13 protein-coding genes and 1 pseudogene are annotated in these 17,164 nt (G+C 59.7%); 4 read left to right on the plus strand and 10 right to left on the minus strand.

Annotated features, from left to right (window positions below; translation table 11 throughout):
* The first annotated feature begins 177 nt into the window (after nucleotides 1-177).
* Both EL18_RS09290 and EL18_RS09295 read left to right on the plus strand, forming a co-directional pair.
* Nucleotides 178-1,056: a MurR/RpiR family transcriptional regulator gene (locus EL18_RS09290; RefSeq protein ID WP_036482145.1), complete on the plus strand. Its 879-nt coding sequence runs from the start codon at nucleotides 178-180 to the stop codon at nucleotides 1,054-1,056.
* A gap of 15 nt (nucleotides 1,057-1,071) precedes the next feature.
* Complete coding sequence (locus EL18_RS09295) at nucleotides 1,072-2,388, plus strand: glutamine synthetase family protein (RefSeq protein WP_036482148.1); 1,317 nt, start codon at nucleotides 1,072-1,074, stop codon at nucleotides 2,386-2,388.
* Nucleotides 2,389-2,464: 76 nt separating this feature from the next.
* On the opposite strand, the gene EL18_RS09300 is transcribed toward EL18_RS09295, so the two are convergent.
* Genes EL18_RS09300 through EL18_RS09320 form a run of 5 tightly spaced genes read right to left on the minus strand, consistent with a single transcriptional unit; the run spans nucleotide 2,465 to nucleotide 6,687 of the window.
* Nucleotides 2,465-3,103, minus strand: a complete 639-nt coding sequence (locus tag EL18_RS09300; RefSeq protein ID WP_051913959.1) for a cysteine hydrolase family protein — start codon at nucleotides 3,101-3,103, stop codon at nucleotides 2,465-2,467.
* Entirely contained in the window at nucleotides 3,100-4,146 is a 1,047-nt protein-coding gene (locus EL18_RS09305; protein ID WP_051913961.1) for a branched-chain amino acid ABC transporter permease, read from the minus strand. Before EL18_RS09305 ends, EL18_RS09300 begins: the two co-directional genes overlap by 4 nt.
* The gene (locus tag EL18_RS09310) at nucleotides 4,147-5,037 is read right to left on the minus strand and encodes a branched-chain amino acid ABC transporter permease (RefSeq protein WP_036482150.1); all 891 of its coding nucleotides are present in this window, start codon (nucleotides 5,035-5,037) and stop codon (nucleotides 4,147-4,149) included. It abuts the gene before it with no gap.
* Nucleotides 5,034-5,756 carry an ABC transporter ATP-binding protein gene (locus tag EL18_RS09315; RefSeq protein WP_036482152.1) on the minus strand — a complete coding sequence of 241 codons (723 nt, stop codon included), beginning with the start codon at nucleotides 5,754-5,756 and terminating at the stop codon, nucleotides 5,034-5,036. The genes EL18_RS09310 and EL18_RS09315 overlap by 4 nt, the downstream gene beginning before the upstream one ends.
* Complete coding sequence (locus EL18_RS09320) at nucleotides 5,749-6,687, minus strand: ABC transporter ATP-binding protein (protein WP_244444544.1); 939 nt, start codon at nucleotides 6,685-6,687, stop codon at nucleotides 5,749-5,751. The genes EL18_RS09315 and EL18_RS09320 overlap by 8 nt, the downstream gene beginning before the upstream one ends.
* Here EL18_RS09320 and EL18_RS09325 point away from each other — a divergent pair.
* Both EL18_RS09325 and EL18_RS09330 read left to right on the plus strand, forming a co-directional pair.
* Nucleotides 6,666-7,445: an N-formylglutamate amidohydrolase gene (locus EL18_RS09325; RefSeq protein ID WP_036482154.1), complete on the plus strand. Its 780-nt coding sequence runs from the start codon at nucleotides 6,666-6,668 to the stop codon at nucleotides 7,443-7,445. The genes EL18_RS09320 and EL18_RS09325 overlap by 22 nt on opposite strands.
* A 187-nt stretch (nucleotides 7,446-7,632) precedes the next feature.
* A complete protein-coding gene (locus EL18_RS09330; protein ID WP_081871138.1) occupies nucleotides 7,633-8,709 on the plus strand; it encodes a glycosyltransferase family 4 protein in 1,077 nt (358 codons plus the stop codon).
* Here EL18_RS09330 and EL18_RS09335 read toward each other — a convergent pair.
* The 5 genes and pseudogenes from EL18_RS09335 to nirB all read right to left on the minus strand — a co-directional run bounded on the left by EL18_RS09335 (nucleotide 8,682) and on the right by nirB (nucleotide 17,163).
* Nucleotides 8,682-9,779, minus strand: a complete 1,098-nt coding sequence (locus tag EL18_RS09335; protein WP_036482160.1) for a glycosyltransferase family 4 protein — start codon at nucleotides 9,777-9,779, stop codon at nucleotides 8,682-8,684. The genes EL18_RS09330 and EL18_RS09335 overlap by 28 nt on opposite strands.
* A gap of 473 nt (nucleotides 9,780-10,252) precedes the next feature.
* Nucleotides 10,253-11,737, minus strand: a complete 1,485-nt coding sequence (cysG, locus tag EL18_RS09340) for a siroheme synthase CysG (RefSeq protein ID WP_051913963.1) — start codon at nucleotides 11,735-11,737, stop codon at nucleotides 10,253-10,255.
* Complete coding sequence (locus EL18_RS09345) at nucleotides 11,709-14,384, minus strand: nitrate reductase (protein ID WP_036482170.1); 2,676 nt, start codon at nucleotides 14,382-14,384, stop codon at nucleotides 11,709-11,711. Before EL18_RS09345 ends, cysG begins: the two co-directional genes overlap by 29 nt.
* A complete protein-coding gene (nirD, locus tag EL18_RS09350; protein ID WP_036482180.1) occupies nucleotides 14,381-14,713 on the minus strand; it encodes a nitrite reductase small subunit NirD in 333 nt (110 codons plus the stop codon). The genes EL18_RS09345 and nirD overlap by 4 nt, the downstream gene beginning before the upstream one ends.
* A pseudogene (gene nirB, locus EL18_RS09355) lies at nucleotides 14,710-17,163 on the minus strand (nitrite reductase large subunit NirB). The gene nirD and the pseudogene nirB overlap by 4 nt, the downstream one beginning before the upstream one ends.
* Nucleotide 17,164: the final 1 nt, after the last annotated feature.

The following is a 17,164-nucleotide window of genomic DNA, read 5'->3' on the forward strand; positions in this document are numbered from 1 at the left end:
GTCTCCGTTTTCTTCTTGTGTTCACCCTCTGGCGCACGAGGCATGCCCCAGTGCTACAAACAGCATGACTCTGGAAAGGGGAGGCGTCAATCGAATGATACATTTTTTCTTTATCTCGGGCATTTTGTCTGATTTCATACACGCCATGAGGGACGAAAGCCTGAGGGGCATCAGTCAATGAGTGTGCTGGAACAGCTGCGCAGGGTACTGCCCGAGCTGAGCACGCGTGAAGCGCGTGCGGCACGCCATTTGATGTCGAACTATCCGATGGCCGGGCTGACGACGGTTGCCGAGTTCGCCAAGCAGAGCGAAGTCAGCACCGCCACTGTCCTGCGCCTCGTCAAGCGCCTCGGCTTCCCCGTCTATTCCGAGTTTCAGAACGCGCTGCGCTCTCATATCGAGGAAACATTGCAATCGCCTCTGATGCGCCTTGGTGAGCGGCAGACACGCGATAGCCAGACAAGCGATACATTCTTCGCGCGCACCTGTGCCAGAATGGCGGGGCATTTCCAGACGCTCCCCGAGGTACTGCCCGAGGAGGAGTTTAATCGCGCAGCGAAGTTACTGTCGGACCGCAAGCGCGATGTGCATCTTCTCGGCGGGCGGTACTCGTCCAACATCGCGCACTATATGGGCGACCTGCTGACCGCCGTGCGCGGTCGCGTTCAGGTTATCTCTGGCCAGACGCAAAGCTGGCCGCAGCATATTCTCGATATGGGGCGCAGCAGCATCCTCGTCGTCTTCGACGTGCGCCGCTACCAGGAAGACGTCGTCGCCTTCACCCATGCCGCGGCGAAACGTGGCGCGACCGTCATCCTCCTCACCGATATCTGGCAATCGCCTGCTGCTCGATCAGCAAGCGTGGTGCTGCCTTTCCAGGTCGATGCGCCTTCCATCTTCGACGTACTCACGGTCGGGCTCGGAGTTGCTGAGGGTCTGGTGGGTGCTGTTGCCAGCATGGCCGACGAGCAAGGCCGAAAGCGCATCGAAGCCTTGGAAACGGCTCGAGCGCAGCTCACCGAAGGCTACGGGACAGGCCGTGGCGAAGAACAATGACCAATAGGGGAACTTATGGATTCTGAAGAAATCATCATGATCTGCACATCGGATCTGGCAGGTCAGGTTCGAGGGAAAGGCTTTCCAGCGAGCGATCTGGAGAGCCGCCTTGTCAAAGGGATCGGCTGGACCCCGACCAACAGCATGATCACCGCCCATGGTCCGATCGCGCCGTCCCCTTGGGGGCCATTCGGTGACACGGTTCTGAAGCCAGATCCGGACACGCGCGTGCGGGTGGATTTCGGACCCGACGCTGCGGCGATGCACTATATGATGGCGGATATCGAGAATCTGGACGGCACGGCCTGGAATGTCTGCCCGCGCAGCTTCCTGAAGCGCATGCTCGATCAGCTTGAGGAGCGCCATGGGCTGAAAATCAAGGCGGCGTTCGAACATGAGTTCATGCTGGAATCCGTCGAAGAGCGCCCCAATGGCAGCTATGCCCTGGACGCGTTTCGCAGGCAGGGAAAGTTCGCTGAAACCTATCTGGCTGCACTTAAAGAGGCCGGGCTCGAACTCGATACCTTCATGCCCGAATTCGGACCAAAGCAGTATGAGGTCACGGTTGGACCCGCGACAGGCGTGACAGCTGCCGACCAGGCCATCGCCGTGCGCGAGATCGCACGCGCTGTCGCTCAACACTTCGGCTCCCGCGCCTGCTTTACACCGATCTCGCGCCCGGATGCGGTGGGCAATGGCGTGCATATGCATTTCAGCCTGATGGATGCCAAAGACGGCTCACCCGTCAATTACGATGCGGACAATAAGGATGGCCTTTCGAGCACCGCCGCATCCTTCCTGGCAGGCGTGTTGTCACTGATGCCCGCCTTCACCGCGCTCACCGCAGCGGGAACCGTGTCCTATCTGCGCCTCACGCCAAACCGCTGGAGTGCGGCCTACAACAATCTGGGCGCACGGGATCGCGAAGCGGGCTTGCGCATCTGCCCGATATTCCCGGGCGCTGGCGCGGCAGTGGAAAAGCAATTCCACTTCGAGTACCGGGCAGCTGATGCGACCGCGAGCCCCTATCTGGTTCTTGGCGCGCTGGTGGCTGCGGGACTGCATGGCCTGGACAGCAAGCTGCCCGCCCCTGCCGTCTGCCCCGGACCGCCGCAGGATCTACCCGAGGAGGAACTCGCGAAACTGAAGGTGCGGAAGCTCCCGGGATCCCTCAAGGAGGCTCTGGACCTGCTTGAGGAAAGCGAGGTCATGCGGGACAGCATGGGCGCTGAAATGCTCAACGCCTATGTCGCGCACAAGCGCTTCGAGAACCAGATGATGAACGAGCTCTCACCTGAGGAACAATGCGAACGGTACAGACAGGCCTATTAAGCGTCGATCAGCAGCCAGGGCAAGAAAGGCTCTGGCTGCTCGCTTGATGGCAGAGAAGTGATGGAAGCACGCTGCCCTATTTGCAGCCTGATATAGCTTCAACAAGCGCTGCAGTTGTCTCGCTGCGGCAATAACCCTTGAAGGCTTTCAGCGCCGCTTCGTGGCGCGCTTTCGTATCCGTTGCGCATGCGTCCGTCGCGCAGATCATGTGGAAGCCCCGATCAGCGCCGTCCCGGATCGTGTGGTCCACGCATTGATCGGTCAGAAAGCCCGTCACGATGATCGTATCAAGGCCGATATTTCGGACGAGATACTCGAAATTCGTGGAATTGAAGAGGCTCGAAGAGGTCTTGGGGATGACCATTTCGTCCCTTTGCGGAGCGAGCTCATCGATGACCTTCGCATCCCACGACCCTTTGGGGATGAAGAAGTTGGAAAGCTTGTAGTCCAGGCTCCTGTCACGTCCGTCTTCGGTGAAGTTTTCCATCACCGTGTAGATGACTTCAACGCCAGCCTTGCGCGACGCATCTGCCAGACGCGCCATGTTCGGTATGGCCGCTGTTCGCGCTGCCTCATAGAACTCGGGGCGCGGCTGGCGGTTTTTCTCATCCATCACCCAGTTCTGCGCATCGATGATCAGCAGCCCTGTGCGCCCGGCCACCAGTGGCTGGGCGCGTGTCTCGAAGATGTCCTGCGGCCGTGGCTTCATGGTCATACCCGCTGTCCAAAGAGTTTGCGCAGTGATCTGGGTTCATTGCTGCCAAAGAGGCCCGAAGGCTTGAGATATAGAACGATGATCAGGCAGAGCGCGACGATGACTTGGCTCATACCGTATAGACCGATGCTTTCCTCAACAGGTCGCAGCGACTCCGACAGGATCGTGATGGCAGTAGCCGCCACGATTGCCCCGAAGATGCTGCCCGAGCCACCAATCACGACCATGACCACGATGTTGAAGGCCAGCAGCACGGAGTAGGTCTTCGGCGTTACCACGCTGATCAGATGAGACAGCAGCGCGCCTGCCATGGCGGCCATGATCGCGCCGATGACGAATGCAAGGATCTTCAGCCGGGAGGCGTTGATGCCGCTGCATTCCGCAGCCAGCTCATTCTCACGCACTGCCATCATCGCTCGGCCCAGGGATGAGAACTTGATCCTCCAAGTGACGAACACCACTACCACGAGGAAGGCAAAAGCCCACCAGATGTCCACGTGGCGCGGCAGGCCACTGATGCCCGAGCCACCGCGTGTGATCCCGTCCCAGTTTGTCGCAAGGCCTTGCACAACGATGATGAGTCCTAGCGTGGCTACCGCCAGATAATGGCCCTTGAGGCGGAGCACGGCACCACCAACGGCCAGCGCCACCAGGCCGCCAGCAATGCCTGCTATGAGCAGCGCGGGAAGCATGGAGAGTTCGGTCGTGGCGAGCCACTCCGGCAATGCGGGCAGCATGGAGCCCTTACGTCTGGCGGAGAAGGTCAGGATCGCCGCCACATAGGCACCAATGGTCATGAAAGCCGGATGGCCCAGAGAAAACAGACCCGTCAGTCCGTTTGTCAGGGTCAGCGACACAGCCAGCGCGGCATTAATAAACAGCAGCGCCAGCAGCGTGATTACGTAGCTGCTGAGCCCCTGCCCCGCGAGAAAAACCATCGAAGCGCCAAGCGCGATCACGCCGACAACCGCGATCGGCCCCTGCATATTCATCTTGCCGTCAGTTGAATGAGGCTGCATCTGCTCTGTCTTCACATCACTCATTCAAGCACGCTCCCCTGACTGGCGGACAAACAGACCTGAGGGGCGAACCAGCAGGATGACGATGAGAAGCAGGAACACGAAAGTATCCCGGTAGCCGGAATATTCCTGGGGCAACAGTCCGACGAAAAGTACTTCGGCGAGGCCAAGAATATAGCCCCCCATCATGGCTCCACCGATCGAACCCACACCACCGATGACGCAGGCAACGAAGGCCTTGAGGCCCGGCACAAAGCCGAGCAGCGGATCGATCTGCCCGAACTTCCCGCCCCAGAAGAGGCCCGAAACTGCGGCAAGTGCACTGCCAATGGCGAAGGCTGCAAGGATCGTGCGGTTGACCGCGACACCCATGAGCCGGGCCGCAGTCAGGTTCTCAGCAGTGGCACGCATCGCTGTGCCGAGGCGCGTGCGATAGACGATGAGGAACAGGCCTGCGATCAGCAGAAGTGTGAGAACGATGATGATGATGTCCGTCAGCGAGGCGCTAACGCCGCCGAGCTCAAGCCGCTGGCGCATATAGGCGGGAAACAGAAAGTTGCGTGGCTGTCCTGTCAGCACCATCAGAGCACTGTTCTGGATGGCGATGGAGACTGCCAGTGTCGCGATGAAGCCCGTCACCTGGCTGGAACCGCGCATCGGGCGGAAGACGACTGTCTCGATCATCATGCCAGCCATGGCACCCACCGCGAGCACGAACAGCAGGATCAATGGCCAGGGTATCCCTGCCGCAACGAGTGCGAGGGTGGAAAAGGAGCCGATCATCACCAGATCGCCATGAGCGAAATTGATCAGGCGGACAATGCCGTAGATCATCGAAAAGCCAATGGCGACCAGCGCATAAAGGCTGCCCAGCGCAAGGCCGTTGATGATCTGCTGGAAGAGATACTGGGTCATGCTGCGCCTCCGAGATAGGATTGACGCACCCGGTCATTGGCGGCCAGTTCCGCGCCACTGCCCGACAGCACGATCCGGCCGTTTTCCAGCACATGAGCGTGGTCCGCGATATCGAGTGCCATGGCCGCATTCTGTTCGATGAGCAAAATCGTCACGCCCGTTTCTTTAAGCTGTTCAATCACATCGAAGATCGTTTCCACGATTTGCGGGGCCAGGCCCAAAGACGGTTCATCCAGCAAGAGCATCTTTGGCTTGGCGAGCAGCGCGCGGCCGATTGCAAGCATCATCTGCTCTCCGCCCGACATCGAGCCTGCCGGGATGTCCGAACGTTCCGCCAGAATGGGGAAGAGGGTCAGGATACGCTCCATGTCCTTCTTCACCTGCCCCGGATCCTTTCGGGTATAGGCCCCCATCTCGAGATTTTCAGCGACAGTTAGCGATTGAAAAATCTGGCGACCTTCGGGGCAGTGAATGAGGCCGTGGCGTACGATCTTCTCGGATGAGGCGCGAGCGAGGTCGAGTTCACTGCCATCCGCCGTAAAGCGTATTTCGCCCGATTTTGGGCGCAGCAGACCAGACAGGGTGAGCAGCGTTGTCGACTTCCCCGCGCCATTTGCGCCGATCAGAGCCGTCAGCTCACCCTCACGCACCGTAAGGGAGACGTCCTTCAGCACATGCGTTGCACCGCGGACGACATTGAGGTTCCTGACCTCAAGCATGGGCTTTCCCCTTCCGCCGCGTGCCTAGATAGGCTTCGATCACAGCATCATTCTTCTGGATTTCTTTCGGTGTTCCCTCGGCAATGAGCTGACCACGGTTGAGCACCTGAACGCGCTCGCAAAGCCCCATCACCAGATGCATGTCATGTTCGACGACCAGGACGGCGATGCCAAACTCCTTGTTGATCTCGCGGATGAAGCTCACGAGTTCGGTTGTCTCGGACGGGTTCAGTCCAGCGGCTGGCTCGTCCAGCAGAAGAGCCTTCGGGCCGCCTGCGAGAGCACGGCCGATTTCCACCCGCCGCTGATCACCATAAGAGAGGTCACCTGCTCGCGATGCTGCGAATTTTCCCAAACCGATCCGCTCGAGAATATCTTCACTGACCTGCCTGAGCTGGTCTTCAGCGCGCCAGAATGAAGGCAGTTGCAGAAGGGTCGAGAATGTGGACGCGCTATAGCGCTCGTGACCGCCGCACATCACGTTCTCAAGCACGCTCAAGTCATCAAACAGACGGATGTTCTGGAAGGTTCTGGCGATCCCCTTGCGGGCCATCTCATGAGGAGCGGCACCCGTCATGTCACGGCCATTGATGGCGATGGTGCCGGAGCTGCAAGGCAAGACACCTGTCAGCAAATTGAACGCGGTTGTTTTCCCCGCACCATTGGGTCCAATCAGCCCGACAAGATCACCGCTGTTCAGCGTCAGGCTGTAGCCATCCACCGCCAGCAGCCCCCCGAATCTCTTCGAAAGCGACCGCGCTTCTATAACTGCTTTTTCATTCACGTTTTTGCGGCTCCCCTTTGCTGCCAAAGCTAACTGCGGGCGAATGTCCACGTCAACAAAAAGATACATATTGCATGAAGCGTACGATTTTGTATCATTTGGTACAAACGTTGGGAGGGATCGCCTTGACTGATTGGAACCAGACATCTCGGGAGACGAAACGCGTGCTGGCACCCCACGAGCCGCCGCCTCTTGAGGTCGTCAATGCTCAGGGCAAATCCGAATTCTTCCTCATCTGCGAGCATGCTGGAAACAGGATCCCCGAAGCGCTTGGCGACATGGGTCTGTCGGAAGAAGACCGCCAACGCCACATCGCCTGGGATATCGGCGCGCGCGCCGTAGCGCTCGAATTGTCAAAGATGCTGGACGCGCCGCTCTACATGCAGCGCTATTCGCGTCTGGTTTGCGACTGCAACCGCCGTCCGGATGTGCCGAGTTTCGCGCCGGAAAAAAGCGAAGCGACGATCGTCCCGGCCAATCAGAATTTGAGCGCGGCCGATCGCGAGGCGCGCGCCAATGAAATCTTCTGGCCCTTCCACAATGCCGTGACCGAAGCACTTGATGCCCGCAACGCAGCAGGTCGAACCACCAAACTGGTTACTGTTCACTCTTTCACGCCTGTCTTCCACGGCGAGAAGCGCCCCTGGGAAATCGGTGTGCTCTTCAATCGTGACCGCGACTTCGCTCCGCGCATCTATGAATGGCTCACCACCAACACCGACCGCGTTATCGGCTCGAATGAGCCCTACGCGGTTGGAGATGATTCCGACTATGCGATCCCGGTCCACGGCGAAAAGCGCGGAATCCCCTGCGTGGAGTTCGAAATCCGCAACGACCTGATCGCCGATCCTGCCAACGCTCCACGATGGGCTGGGTATCTGAGGGATGCAGTGACGGGGGTTTGAAAGCCGCTTCTCCCGCAGGTTTTCGGAGGCCGCATACTGTGAGGAGCTGCTGAGTAGTTGCTCCCGTCGATACCAGTGCTAAATACTTACAGAAAGATCACGGCGCAGGAGTGATGCGGGAGAAGATGCAATTAGCGCAGCGACCAGCACAGCAGCTAGCTCCGCGCATGCGTAGAGCCGCGAACAGATGAGAGTATTGCTGCTTTGCAGGGGTGGTGAAATTGCTGGCTCACAACGGCAGGTGCTTTACCTTCTCAAGGCTGCCTCCAAACTTGACATCAAGTACCTCGTTGTCGTCGACGAACCAGGTGAGATGCTGCGAGAGGTTCGCAAGACTGATACCCCAGTGATCCTTTGCAACCAGCCCCCTTGGCGTAAAGGCAGGAACATCCTTTCACGATACGTAAAGCTCAAGCAGATCCAGAAGATCGCAGGAGACTTTGCTCCGTCGATAGTTCACGCGAATGATGTCTGGCGAAACGAATATGCGATGCGTTCGGCTCGAAAACAGGGTGTACCTTGGGTGGCACATCTTCGCGGGCCACTTCAGCTTCGGGACTACGAAAAGCATAAGGTTCAGTATGCAGATGCTGTGATCTCGATCGCCGAGAGGTACAGCATCGACGCAATGAATGCGGGCATTTCTTCCGAAAAGATATTCACAGTCGGCGATGCGGTAGACACAGAAACGTTCATATCTGGTCCTGCCCCCGCTCCTCACAAGCGACCGAAGTTTATGCTTGTAGGTCGAATTGAGCCGGAGAAGCGCGTCCTAGATGCGGTGAAGGTATTTGCACAACTCCCTCCAGAAGTCGGTTCTCTGCATATTTTTGGTAGCCCAACGGATCGCTCCTACGCAGACGAGGTCGAGGAATACATTCGAGCTAACCATCTGGGTAATCGCGTCGCTCTCGAGGGACGTATTTCTCCTGACGGCATGCCTGCCGCATTGGCGGAACACGATGTTCTGCTCTCTCTCTCAGGTGGCTCTGTGATGTTCGAAGCAATGGCTAGCGAGACGGCGGTGATCTCCGTGCGAGACGATGGACTTCACTCACATCATACAATCGATGGGATGACCGCGATCTGCATTACTTGCTCAACGCCAGGGGAGATCGCCCACGAGATCCTTGCACGACAGCCTGAATGGATGAGCAAGGAGCTCAGGCTCAAAGCACGGTCCTATGTGGAGGAACAGCTTTCAGTGGATGCTATCGCAACGAAAACTCTTGCAGTCTATAGGGCTGCTTTGCGACGGTCGTAGACAGATAGGCTTTCCACTACCTCGTTTAGCCAAGCGCCCTTTATTTCCGCGAGCTCACCACCTTTCTTCAAGCTGCATTGGCGCATGTGGAGTAGGTGCTTAGCCTCGCGACCCTTCTCAAGCGCCTCGACTATTTGATCGATAGTTGGCTGCTGCGGCAGAACGATTCCAGCGCCATCACGCAGGAACTTTGCATAACCACAGTTTTCCGTGGCTATAACGGGCACGCCTGCGAGAAGAGCTTCGGCAATGACAGTCCCCGTGTTTTCTAGGCGCGCCGGATGCAACAGTAAGTCGGCGTGCTGTAATTGCGCGAGGACATCACCGTAGTCCACGATGTCAACTCTTGGATCGCAGTTCAGCGACTGAGCTAGCGACCGCATGCGCTTCGCATCCTTTGACTTCAATCCGATTACGGTGAGCTGAGCATCCGGGCACCTCGCGATAGCCCGGATCGACAAGTCCACTCCCTTGTTCTCGGCAGCAGTGGCTATGCTCAGAAGCCTGACCCGTTCGCCATTCTCCGGCTTGGATTCCTGCGCAATTCTCCGAAGTTCGTCTGCACGATCCGCGTGAATGACGGGCGACAGAATACGGAACCTCTCTTCCCGCAGATGATAAACTCTGGAGTATTCCAGTGCCTGTTGCTCTCCGAGGAAGAAAGAAAACTGGCGGGGGGACTCGAAAAGTCTCTGTGCAAGCCTCGACAATGTTGCATAGCGCGGCAGCAAGCGTTTTTGCCAGGACCACTCCTGATGAAGGTCAGCTGCGTAGTAAAAATCTGCTGGGCCGATCCTCTCAAACGTCAACACAATATCGGCCTTCCCGCTACGCTTCATGCCCTCCGCAGTTTTGGCAAGCGCGGCAAGCGCTGCATGGTTTGTGTGAGGCACTCTCTCGAGACAGATGATTGGGAGTTTTGCTGCAAGCTCCGGTGCCGCCGCACGGGTCAATATCTGGAATGGATGCCCCTCCTCCCCGAGCTTTCGAGCCACTGCCAGCGCGTCTCGCTCCTTGCCTCCAAGCTTTAGCAATTGCCCAACGACAATCAGTATCTGCAGCTTCGCCACGCGGTGCCCTCCCGAATTTCCCTATCGGATGGATATAGCTGCAATCGCCCCTAGTCGAGAAGCTCCGGTACCGACTCACGGCGGAAAGGCAACAAGCAGATGACAGCCGCACGTTCGACGAGTCACAGCGCTTTCGCTGCAGACGCGAGCATAGGAGCCTGCGTTCCATTCTCTTACGGCTTCAGAGTCTTGTCCGGGCCCCTTGACTGCAGCACAAATGTGATCCACAAAACTGCTACACAGAGTGCCGTTCGGCGCTGCCAACCCCTTGGTCTTCCAAGCGGGCGGTGGATCACGTGCGTACACTGGCTTAGAATCCAGGTGTTCCAGCCGTCATCCTCCATCTCGGTCACGCGGATTGTTTGATTGCCCGGACCGTCCGGAAGTTGAGCACGGTCGCGTGCGCAAATCCCCAGAGACAAAGCGGGCAGTCATTATCCGACCCGGCCATCGCGGCAGAGGCCATCAGGCGATCATTGACCTGCGGCGGAAACTGCCCTTGGTGTTTGGTCAAACTGTCTTGCGGCGACCGCCGCGAATACCGGGCCGATGCCGATGAGTACAGGCTCATCGTAGCCAGTGATGGCAATACCTTCGGGAAGGGAGCGAAGCGGCCCGGACCATAGTTCGAAGCCCTCGCGTGACACGGCCTTCGAGATGACCACGGGCGTGCCCGGGTCCATGCCAGCGGCAGCAAGCCTGACCGAGATTTCTGTGGCAGTGCGTCCAGCCATATAGAATATCGTGGTGGTTCGGGGATCAGCAATCCCGGCCCAGTCCATCTCTGCCGGCATTTCGCCATGACGGCTGTGACCGGTCGCGAATCGCACTGACTGCGCGTGATCCCTGTGTGTCAGGGACACACCGAGTTCGGCAGCCATCGCGAGTGCGGAGGTTATCCCCGGAACCACGCAGACCGGTATGCCTTCCGCCTCCAGCCGGGCGATTTCCTCGCCCGCACGGCCGAAAATCATCGGATCACCGCCCTTCAGCCGCACCACGTGCTTGCCGGCCCTGGCAAGCTTCACCATCATATCGTTGATGTCTTCCTGTCGGCAGCTGTCGCGGCCTCCGCGTTTCCCCACCAACATGCGCCGTGCCTCACGGCGGGCGAGTTCCAGAACGTCGCCCGAGACGAGATCGTCGAACAGGATGACGTCGGCGGCCTGAAGCGCGCGGACCGCCTTCAGTGTCAGCAGTTCCGCGTCACCCGGGCCCGCGCCGACCAGTGTTACCCTGCCGGTGCCCAAGGCCCTTTTCCGCTTCAGCGCCGCTGTGCCGGCGAACAGTTCCCTGACGGTTGTGGCGGTCGGCTGAGCGGCGAAGGCGTGATCGACGAAGGCTTCCCAGAAGACCCGGCGCTCACCGCCTGGAGCGAAGCGTTCATTGACCGCTGCGCGGATTGTCTGCGCGAGCTTTGCCCATGCTGCGACCGAGGGCGGAACCATGGTTTCTATACGGCGGCGGATCGCCTGTCCGAGGATCGGTGCTGCGCCATCGGTAGAAATCGCGATCACCGAGGGAGAACGATTGACGATCGAGCCGAACTGGAACTCACAGAAGGCAGGCTTGTCGATCACGTTGACGGCGACGCCGGCAGCGCGAGCGGTGCAGTGGAAGGCCCTTGCCTCGCCATCGGTGGCAGCATCGCAGATGGCGACCTGCATGCCTTTGAAGCTGTCACAGGCCCAGGGTTGCCGGTGCCAGACATAGGCGCCGGCGCCGTCCGCAATCAGGTCGCTGAAGCCCGGGTCGAGTTCTTCGGCAAAAACATGCACCTCGGCACCTGCGGCGGCGAGCAGTTCAGCCTTCCAGGCGGCGGCTTCCGTTCCGCCCGCAATCAGCGCCTTGCGGCCATGAAGCTTGTAGAAAACCGGCAAGGTCGCGAGCGGCCCCACGCGCTCGCGTTTCTCGTTCACGCGCCGTGCATCATTCGGCTGCAATGATCTGATGCTCATCGAGGAGACCCTTGATTTCCGATTTGCAGGAGCCGCAATTGGTACCGGCGGTGGTGGCTTTCGAGATTGCGTCGACGCTCATGCAGCCGCCGCGGATCGCCCCGAGGATTTCATTGGCACCAACATTCATGCAGGCGCAGACAATCGCGCCCTTGTCAGGCATGTCATTTGCCGGCCGTCCGGCGATCACGCGCCAGCGCGATGACAGGTTCTCGAAATCCTGCCCCAACTGGTCAGCGGCCCAACTGCGCGAGACCTCCACCGGACGCTCCGAGAGGTAGACCGCTCCGGCCAGATGCACGCCGTCGAAGGCGGCATGGCGGGTCAGTCCACTCTGCGGATCAGTAAACGACAGAAGTGCGGTACCGCTATCCAGCCCCAGAAGGTCGCAGGCGAGCACATGGCTGTCAGCCGGTGCGCCGACATGCGCGAACTCCGCACGCCAACCCTTCTGCGCTCGCGCCACCGCCCAGTAATCGAAGGTCTCGAGGGCAGGTTTCATCCGGCTGATGACGAACCCGTAAATGCTCGTCTCGAACTTTGTAAGCGTCACGGCTGTCTTCTTGAGCGCCGGCTGACCAGATACAGGATCCACCACCGGCGCGACCAGCCGATCGACGCGGGCGGAAGAGGCCCACTGGTCGGTCCAGTGCATCGGCACGAATATATTGCCCGGCTGCTGCCGCGGGGTGATCAGCGCACGCACGACAATCTCGCCGCGGTCATTGGCGACACGCACAAGACTGGCATCATCAATGCCAAGCTGCCTGGCGTCGCGGGGATTGATTTCGGCAAAGGCTTCAGCGATATGCGCGGAAAGCCTGGCGCTTTTGCCGGTTCGCGTCATCGTGTGCCAGTGATCGCGGACGCGACCGGTGTTGAGCGTAAAGCTCGCACCCGCCGCGGCAGTGTCCTTTATTGGCGGCGAAACAGACACGAAACAGGCGCGACGGTCGGCGGTGTAGTAGCCGCCCTCGGCAAAGAAGCGTGCCCTGCTGCGCGCATCGCCCTCCCCGACCGGCAACGGCCACTGGAATGGCGACAGCGCATCATAGCTTTCCCGGTTAATTTCAGCACAAGCACCAATGTCCAGGTCGCGGCTGCCATCGTTCTCGAATGCGGTCTGGGCGGCGTATTCCCGGAAAATCGCTGCCGCGTCGGTATAGTTGAAGGCCGCTTCATAGCCCATGCGCCGACCGACCTCTGCCATCTGCCACCAGTCGGCCCGCGCTTCGCCCGGAGCCGGAAGGAAGGGACGCTGGCGCGAGATGCGGCGCTCGGAATTTGTCACCGTGCCGTCCTTCTCGCCCCAACCCAGCGAGGGCAGCTTCACATGCGCATGCCGGATCGTGTCGGTCTCGGCCACAATGTCGGAAACGACAACAAAGGGGCAGGCCTCAAGCGCGGCCTCGACCGCGTCGGCGTCCGGGAGCGAGTCCACCGGGTTGGTGGCCATGATCCAGAGTGCCTTGATGCGACCTTCGCTCACAGCCTTGAACAGATCGACAGCCTTCAGTCCCGGCCGATCGGCGATCACCGGCGATTTCCAGAAGCGTTGGACCAGCGCGCGGTGCTCCGGATTTTCTATGTCCATGTGGGCTGCGAGCATGTTGGCCAGCCCGCCGACTTCACGACCGCCCATTGCGTTGGGCTGGCCGGTCACCGAAAACGGACCCGTTCCCGGTCGGCCAATGCGGCCGGTCGCAATATGGCAATTGATGATCGCGTTGACCTTGTCGGTGCCGGAGGCGGACTGGTTGACGCCCTGACTGTAGACCGTGACGACCTTTTCCGCCGCTCCCCACATTCGGTAGAACGTGTCCAGTTCTGTCGCCGTCAGCCCGGTCTGCGCCGTCAGTTCGGAAAGCCCGACCGCGCGGGCCGCGGCAAGGGCGGTCTCAAAACCGCTGGTATGTGCCTCGACATAGGCCGCATCAACGAGACCTTGATCGTGGATATGGGCGAGGAGGCCGAGGAACAGGGCGACATCGCCATCCGGAGCGATCGGCAGATGCAGGTCGGCAATGTCGGCGGTCATGGTGCGGCGCGGGTCGATGAGCACCACCTTCATGCCGGGTCGCGCTGCCTTGGCGGCGGCAATCCGCTGGTAGAGCACAGGATGGCACCAGGCGAGGTTCGATCCCGTCAGCACCACCAGATCGGCCAGTTCGAGGTCCTCGTAGGTCCCGGGAACCGTGTCACTGCCGAAGGCACGGCGGTGACCGGCAACCGAGGAAGCCATGCAAAGCCGTGAATTGGTGTCGATATTGGCCGAGCCGATGAAGCCTTTCATCAGCTTGTTGGCGACGTAATAGTCCTCCGTCAGGAGTTGACCGGAGACGTAGAATGCGACGCTGTCAGGCCCATGCTCGGCGATTGCGGAAGAGAAGCGCTTCGCGACCGTGTCGAGTGCCGCGTCCCAGGTGGCACGCTCACCCCGGATTTCCGGATAAAGCAGCCTTCCGTCCAGATCGAGTGTCTCGGCGAGTGCCGACCCCTTCGAACAAAGTCGCCCGAAATTGGCGGGGTGCTCGGGATCGCCCCTGACCGCGACAACGCCTTGTCGGTTGCTGCTTGCAACTACACCGCAGCCGACCCCGCAATAGGGGCAGGTTGTGCGCACCTCCAGGCCCGGCTCGTCCCTCATTTTTGCGTACCGAACGAGAGCAGGATGTCGTCGCCCTCGCGCTTGACGGGAAATGTTCTCGTCTGTCCTTCATCAGCGCCCTGGGCCAGCCCTGTTTCGAGACTGATCACCCAGTTGTGCAAGGGACAGGTCACGCAGCCGTCATGGATGATGCCCTGACTGAGCGGTCCGTTCCTGTGCGGGCACTTGTCCTCGAGCGCAAAGACGCGGTCATCGACGGTGCGGAACACGGCGATGCTCATTTTGGCGTTGCGGATGCATCGCGAGCCGCGCCGGGGAATGTCGTCCAGCTTGCCGATCCTGATCCAGGTCTGTGAGATCGCGTTCATTCCGCCGCCTCCAGGCCCAGTGTCGCCATCGGCTTGAATTCATGCTTGTCCTTGCCAGACACGCGCTCGGACCAAGGGTCGACCTGGGCAAATTTCTGCGAAAAGACGAAGCGGTCGTAATAGGCCTTGCGCTTGTCGGGCTGCTGCATGATCTGGCTGCGTATCTCATCAAGCCCCACGCGCTTTGCCCATTTGTAGATGCGTTCGAGATAGCGGCCCTGCTCGCGATACATCTGCGCCAGTGCCACGACATGCTCCATCACCTCCTCTTCGGTCCTCACGTGCCCGAGGATTTCGGTGCCCTTGATGTCGAGACCGGCAGCGCCGGCGAAATGGATCTCATAGCCACTGTCGACACAAATGATGCCGATGTCCTTGCAGGTGGCTTCGGCGCAGTTTCGCGGGCAGCCCGACACTGCCATCTTCAGTTTTGCCGGCGTCCATGAGCCCCACATGAACCGTTCCAGCTTGATACCAAGCCCGGTCGAATCCTGGGTGCCGAAACGACACCAGTCGGTGCCAACGCAGGTTTTCACGGTTCTCAGGCCCTTTGCGTAGGCCTGTCCGGAAACAAAGCCGGCCTTTCCAAGGTCAGCCCAAACAGCCGGCAGGTCCTCCTTGCGGATGCCGAGCAAGTCGATGCGCTGGCCGCCGGTGACCTTGACGGTCGGGATGGAAAACTTGTCGACCACATCGGCGATGGCGCGCAGTTCCAGCGAAGAGGTAACACCGCCCCACATTCGCGGGACCACCGAATAGGTGCCGTCCTTCTGGATGTTGGCGTGCACGCGCTCATTGATGAAGCGCGACTGGTAGTCATCGGCGTATTCGTCGGGCCAATCGCAAACGAGATAGTAATTGAGTGCAGGACGGCATTTGGCGCAGCCGCAGGATGTCTTCCACTCGAGTTCCTGCATGATGGCGGGTATCGACTTCAGATGCTTGGCCTTGATCAGCCTGCGCACGTCGTCATGACCGAGGTCGGTGCAGCCGCATATCGGCGTGACGGCCGCCGGATTGTAGGCTTCGCCAAGCGTGAGCACGAGCAATTGTTCGACCAGACCCGTACAGGTGCCGCAGGAGGCGGACGCCTTGGTGTGGGCGCGCACGTCGTCCAGCCCCGTCAGGCCCTAGGACATAATTGTCGAAGTGATCTTCGACTTGCAGACGCCGTTGCAACCGCAGATTTCCGCATCATCGGGCAAGGCTGCAACGGCTGCCAAAGGGTCCATCTGGGACCCTCCCTGATAGGCTTGGCCGAAAATAAGAGATTCCCGCATATCCGAGATGTCGGTCTGTTTCTTGAGATGATCAAAGAACCAGGCGCCATCGGCGGTTTCACCGTAAAGCACTGCCCCGATGATGCGGTTGTCCTTGAGCACCAGCCGCTTGTAGACGCCAGCGGCGGCGTCGCGCAGCACGATTTCCTCGCGGTCCTCTGCCTCGGCGAAATCGCCGACCGAGTAGAGATTGATGCCCGTGACCTTGAGCTTGGTCGCTGTCGAGGTCTCGACGAACCGCCTGCTCATGTCACCCGCAAGATGGGCGGCAGCCACCTCGGCCATCTGGTAGAGCGGCGCCACCAGCCCGTAGACATTGCCGTTGACTTCCACGCATTCGCCTACCGAATAGATGTCGGGATCGCTGGTCTGCATGTGGTCGGAAACGACGATGCCGCGATTGACCGACAATCCGGCCTCCTTTGCCAGCGCGACATTGGGTCGGATACCGACTGCCATCACCACCAGCGTCGCAGGGATGATGGTCCCATCCTCAAGCTCGATGCTCTCGACATGGGTTTCACCATGTATCTGCTTGGTGCTGGCCTTGGTGATGACCCTGATGCCGCGGCTTTCGAGTTCCTGCTCGAGAAGATAACCCGCAGCCGGGTCCAGCTGGCGCTCCATCAGCGTCGGCATCAAATGGATCACGGTGACATCCATGCCGCGCTCCTTGAGGCCTGCCGCAGCTTCAAGTCCGAGCAATCCGCCACCTATGACAACCGCCTTTCCGCGCGACTGCGCCGCAAGCAGCATCGCGTCGACATCGTCGAGATCGCGATAGGTCAGGACGCCGGGCAGCGTGTGACCCGGCACCGGGATGATGAAGGGAGCCGAGCCGGTGGCAATGACCAGCTTGTCGTAGGCAGCGACCTCGCCATGCTCCGAGGCAACGGTCTTGGCCTCACGATCGATCTCGACGACCTTGTGCCCCTTGTAGAGCATGACGCCGTGCTCGACGTACCAGCCGTCACCATGGATGATGATATCTTCGAAACTCTTCTCGCCAGAGAGAACCGGTGAAAGCATGATCCGGTCGTAATTCACACGCGGCTCGGCGTTGAAGATCGTAACCTGATAAGCATCCGGCGCCGCATCGAAGAGATGTTCGAGCATCCGTCCCGGTGCCATTCCATTGCCGATGACGACAAGCTTTTGTTTCTCTGTCATG

The sequence above is a fragment of the Nitratireductor basaltis genome (genome assembly GCF_000733725.1).
Taxonomy (GTDB): domain Bacteria; phylum Pseudomonadota; class Alphaproteobacteria; order Rhizobiales; family Rhizobiaceae; genus Chelativorans; species Chelativorans basaltis.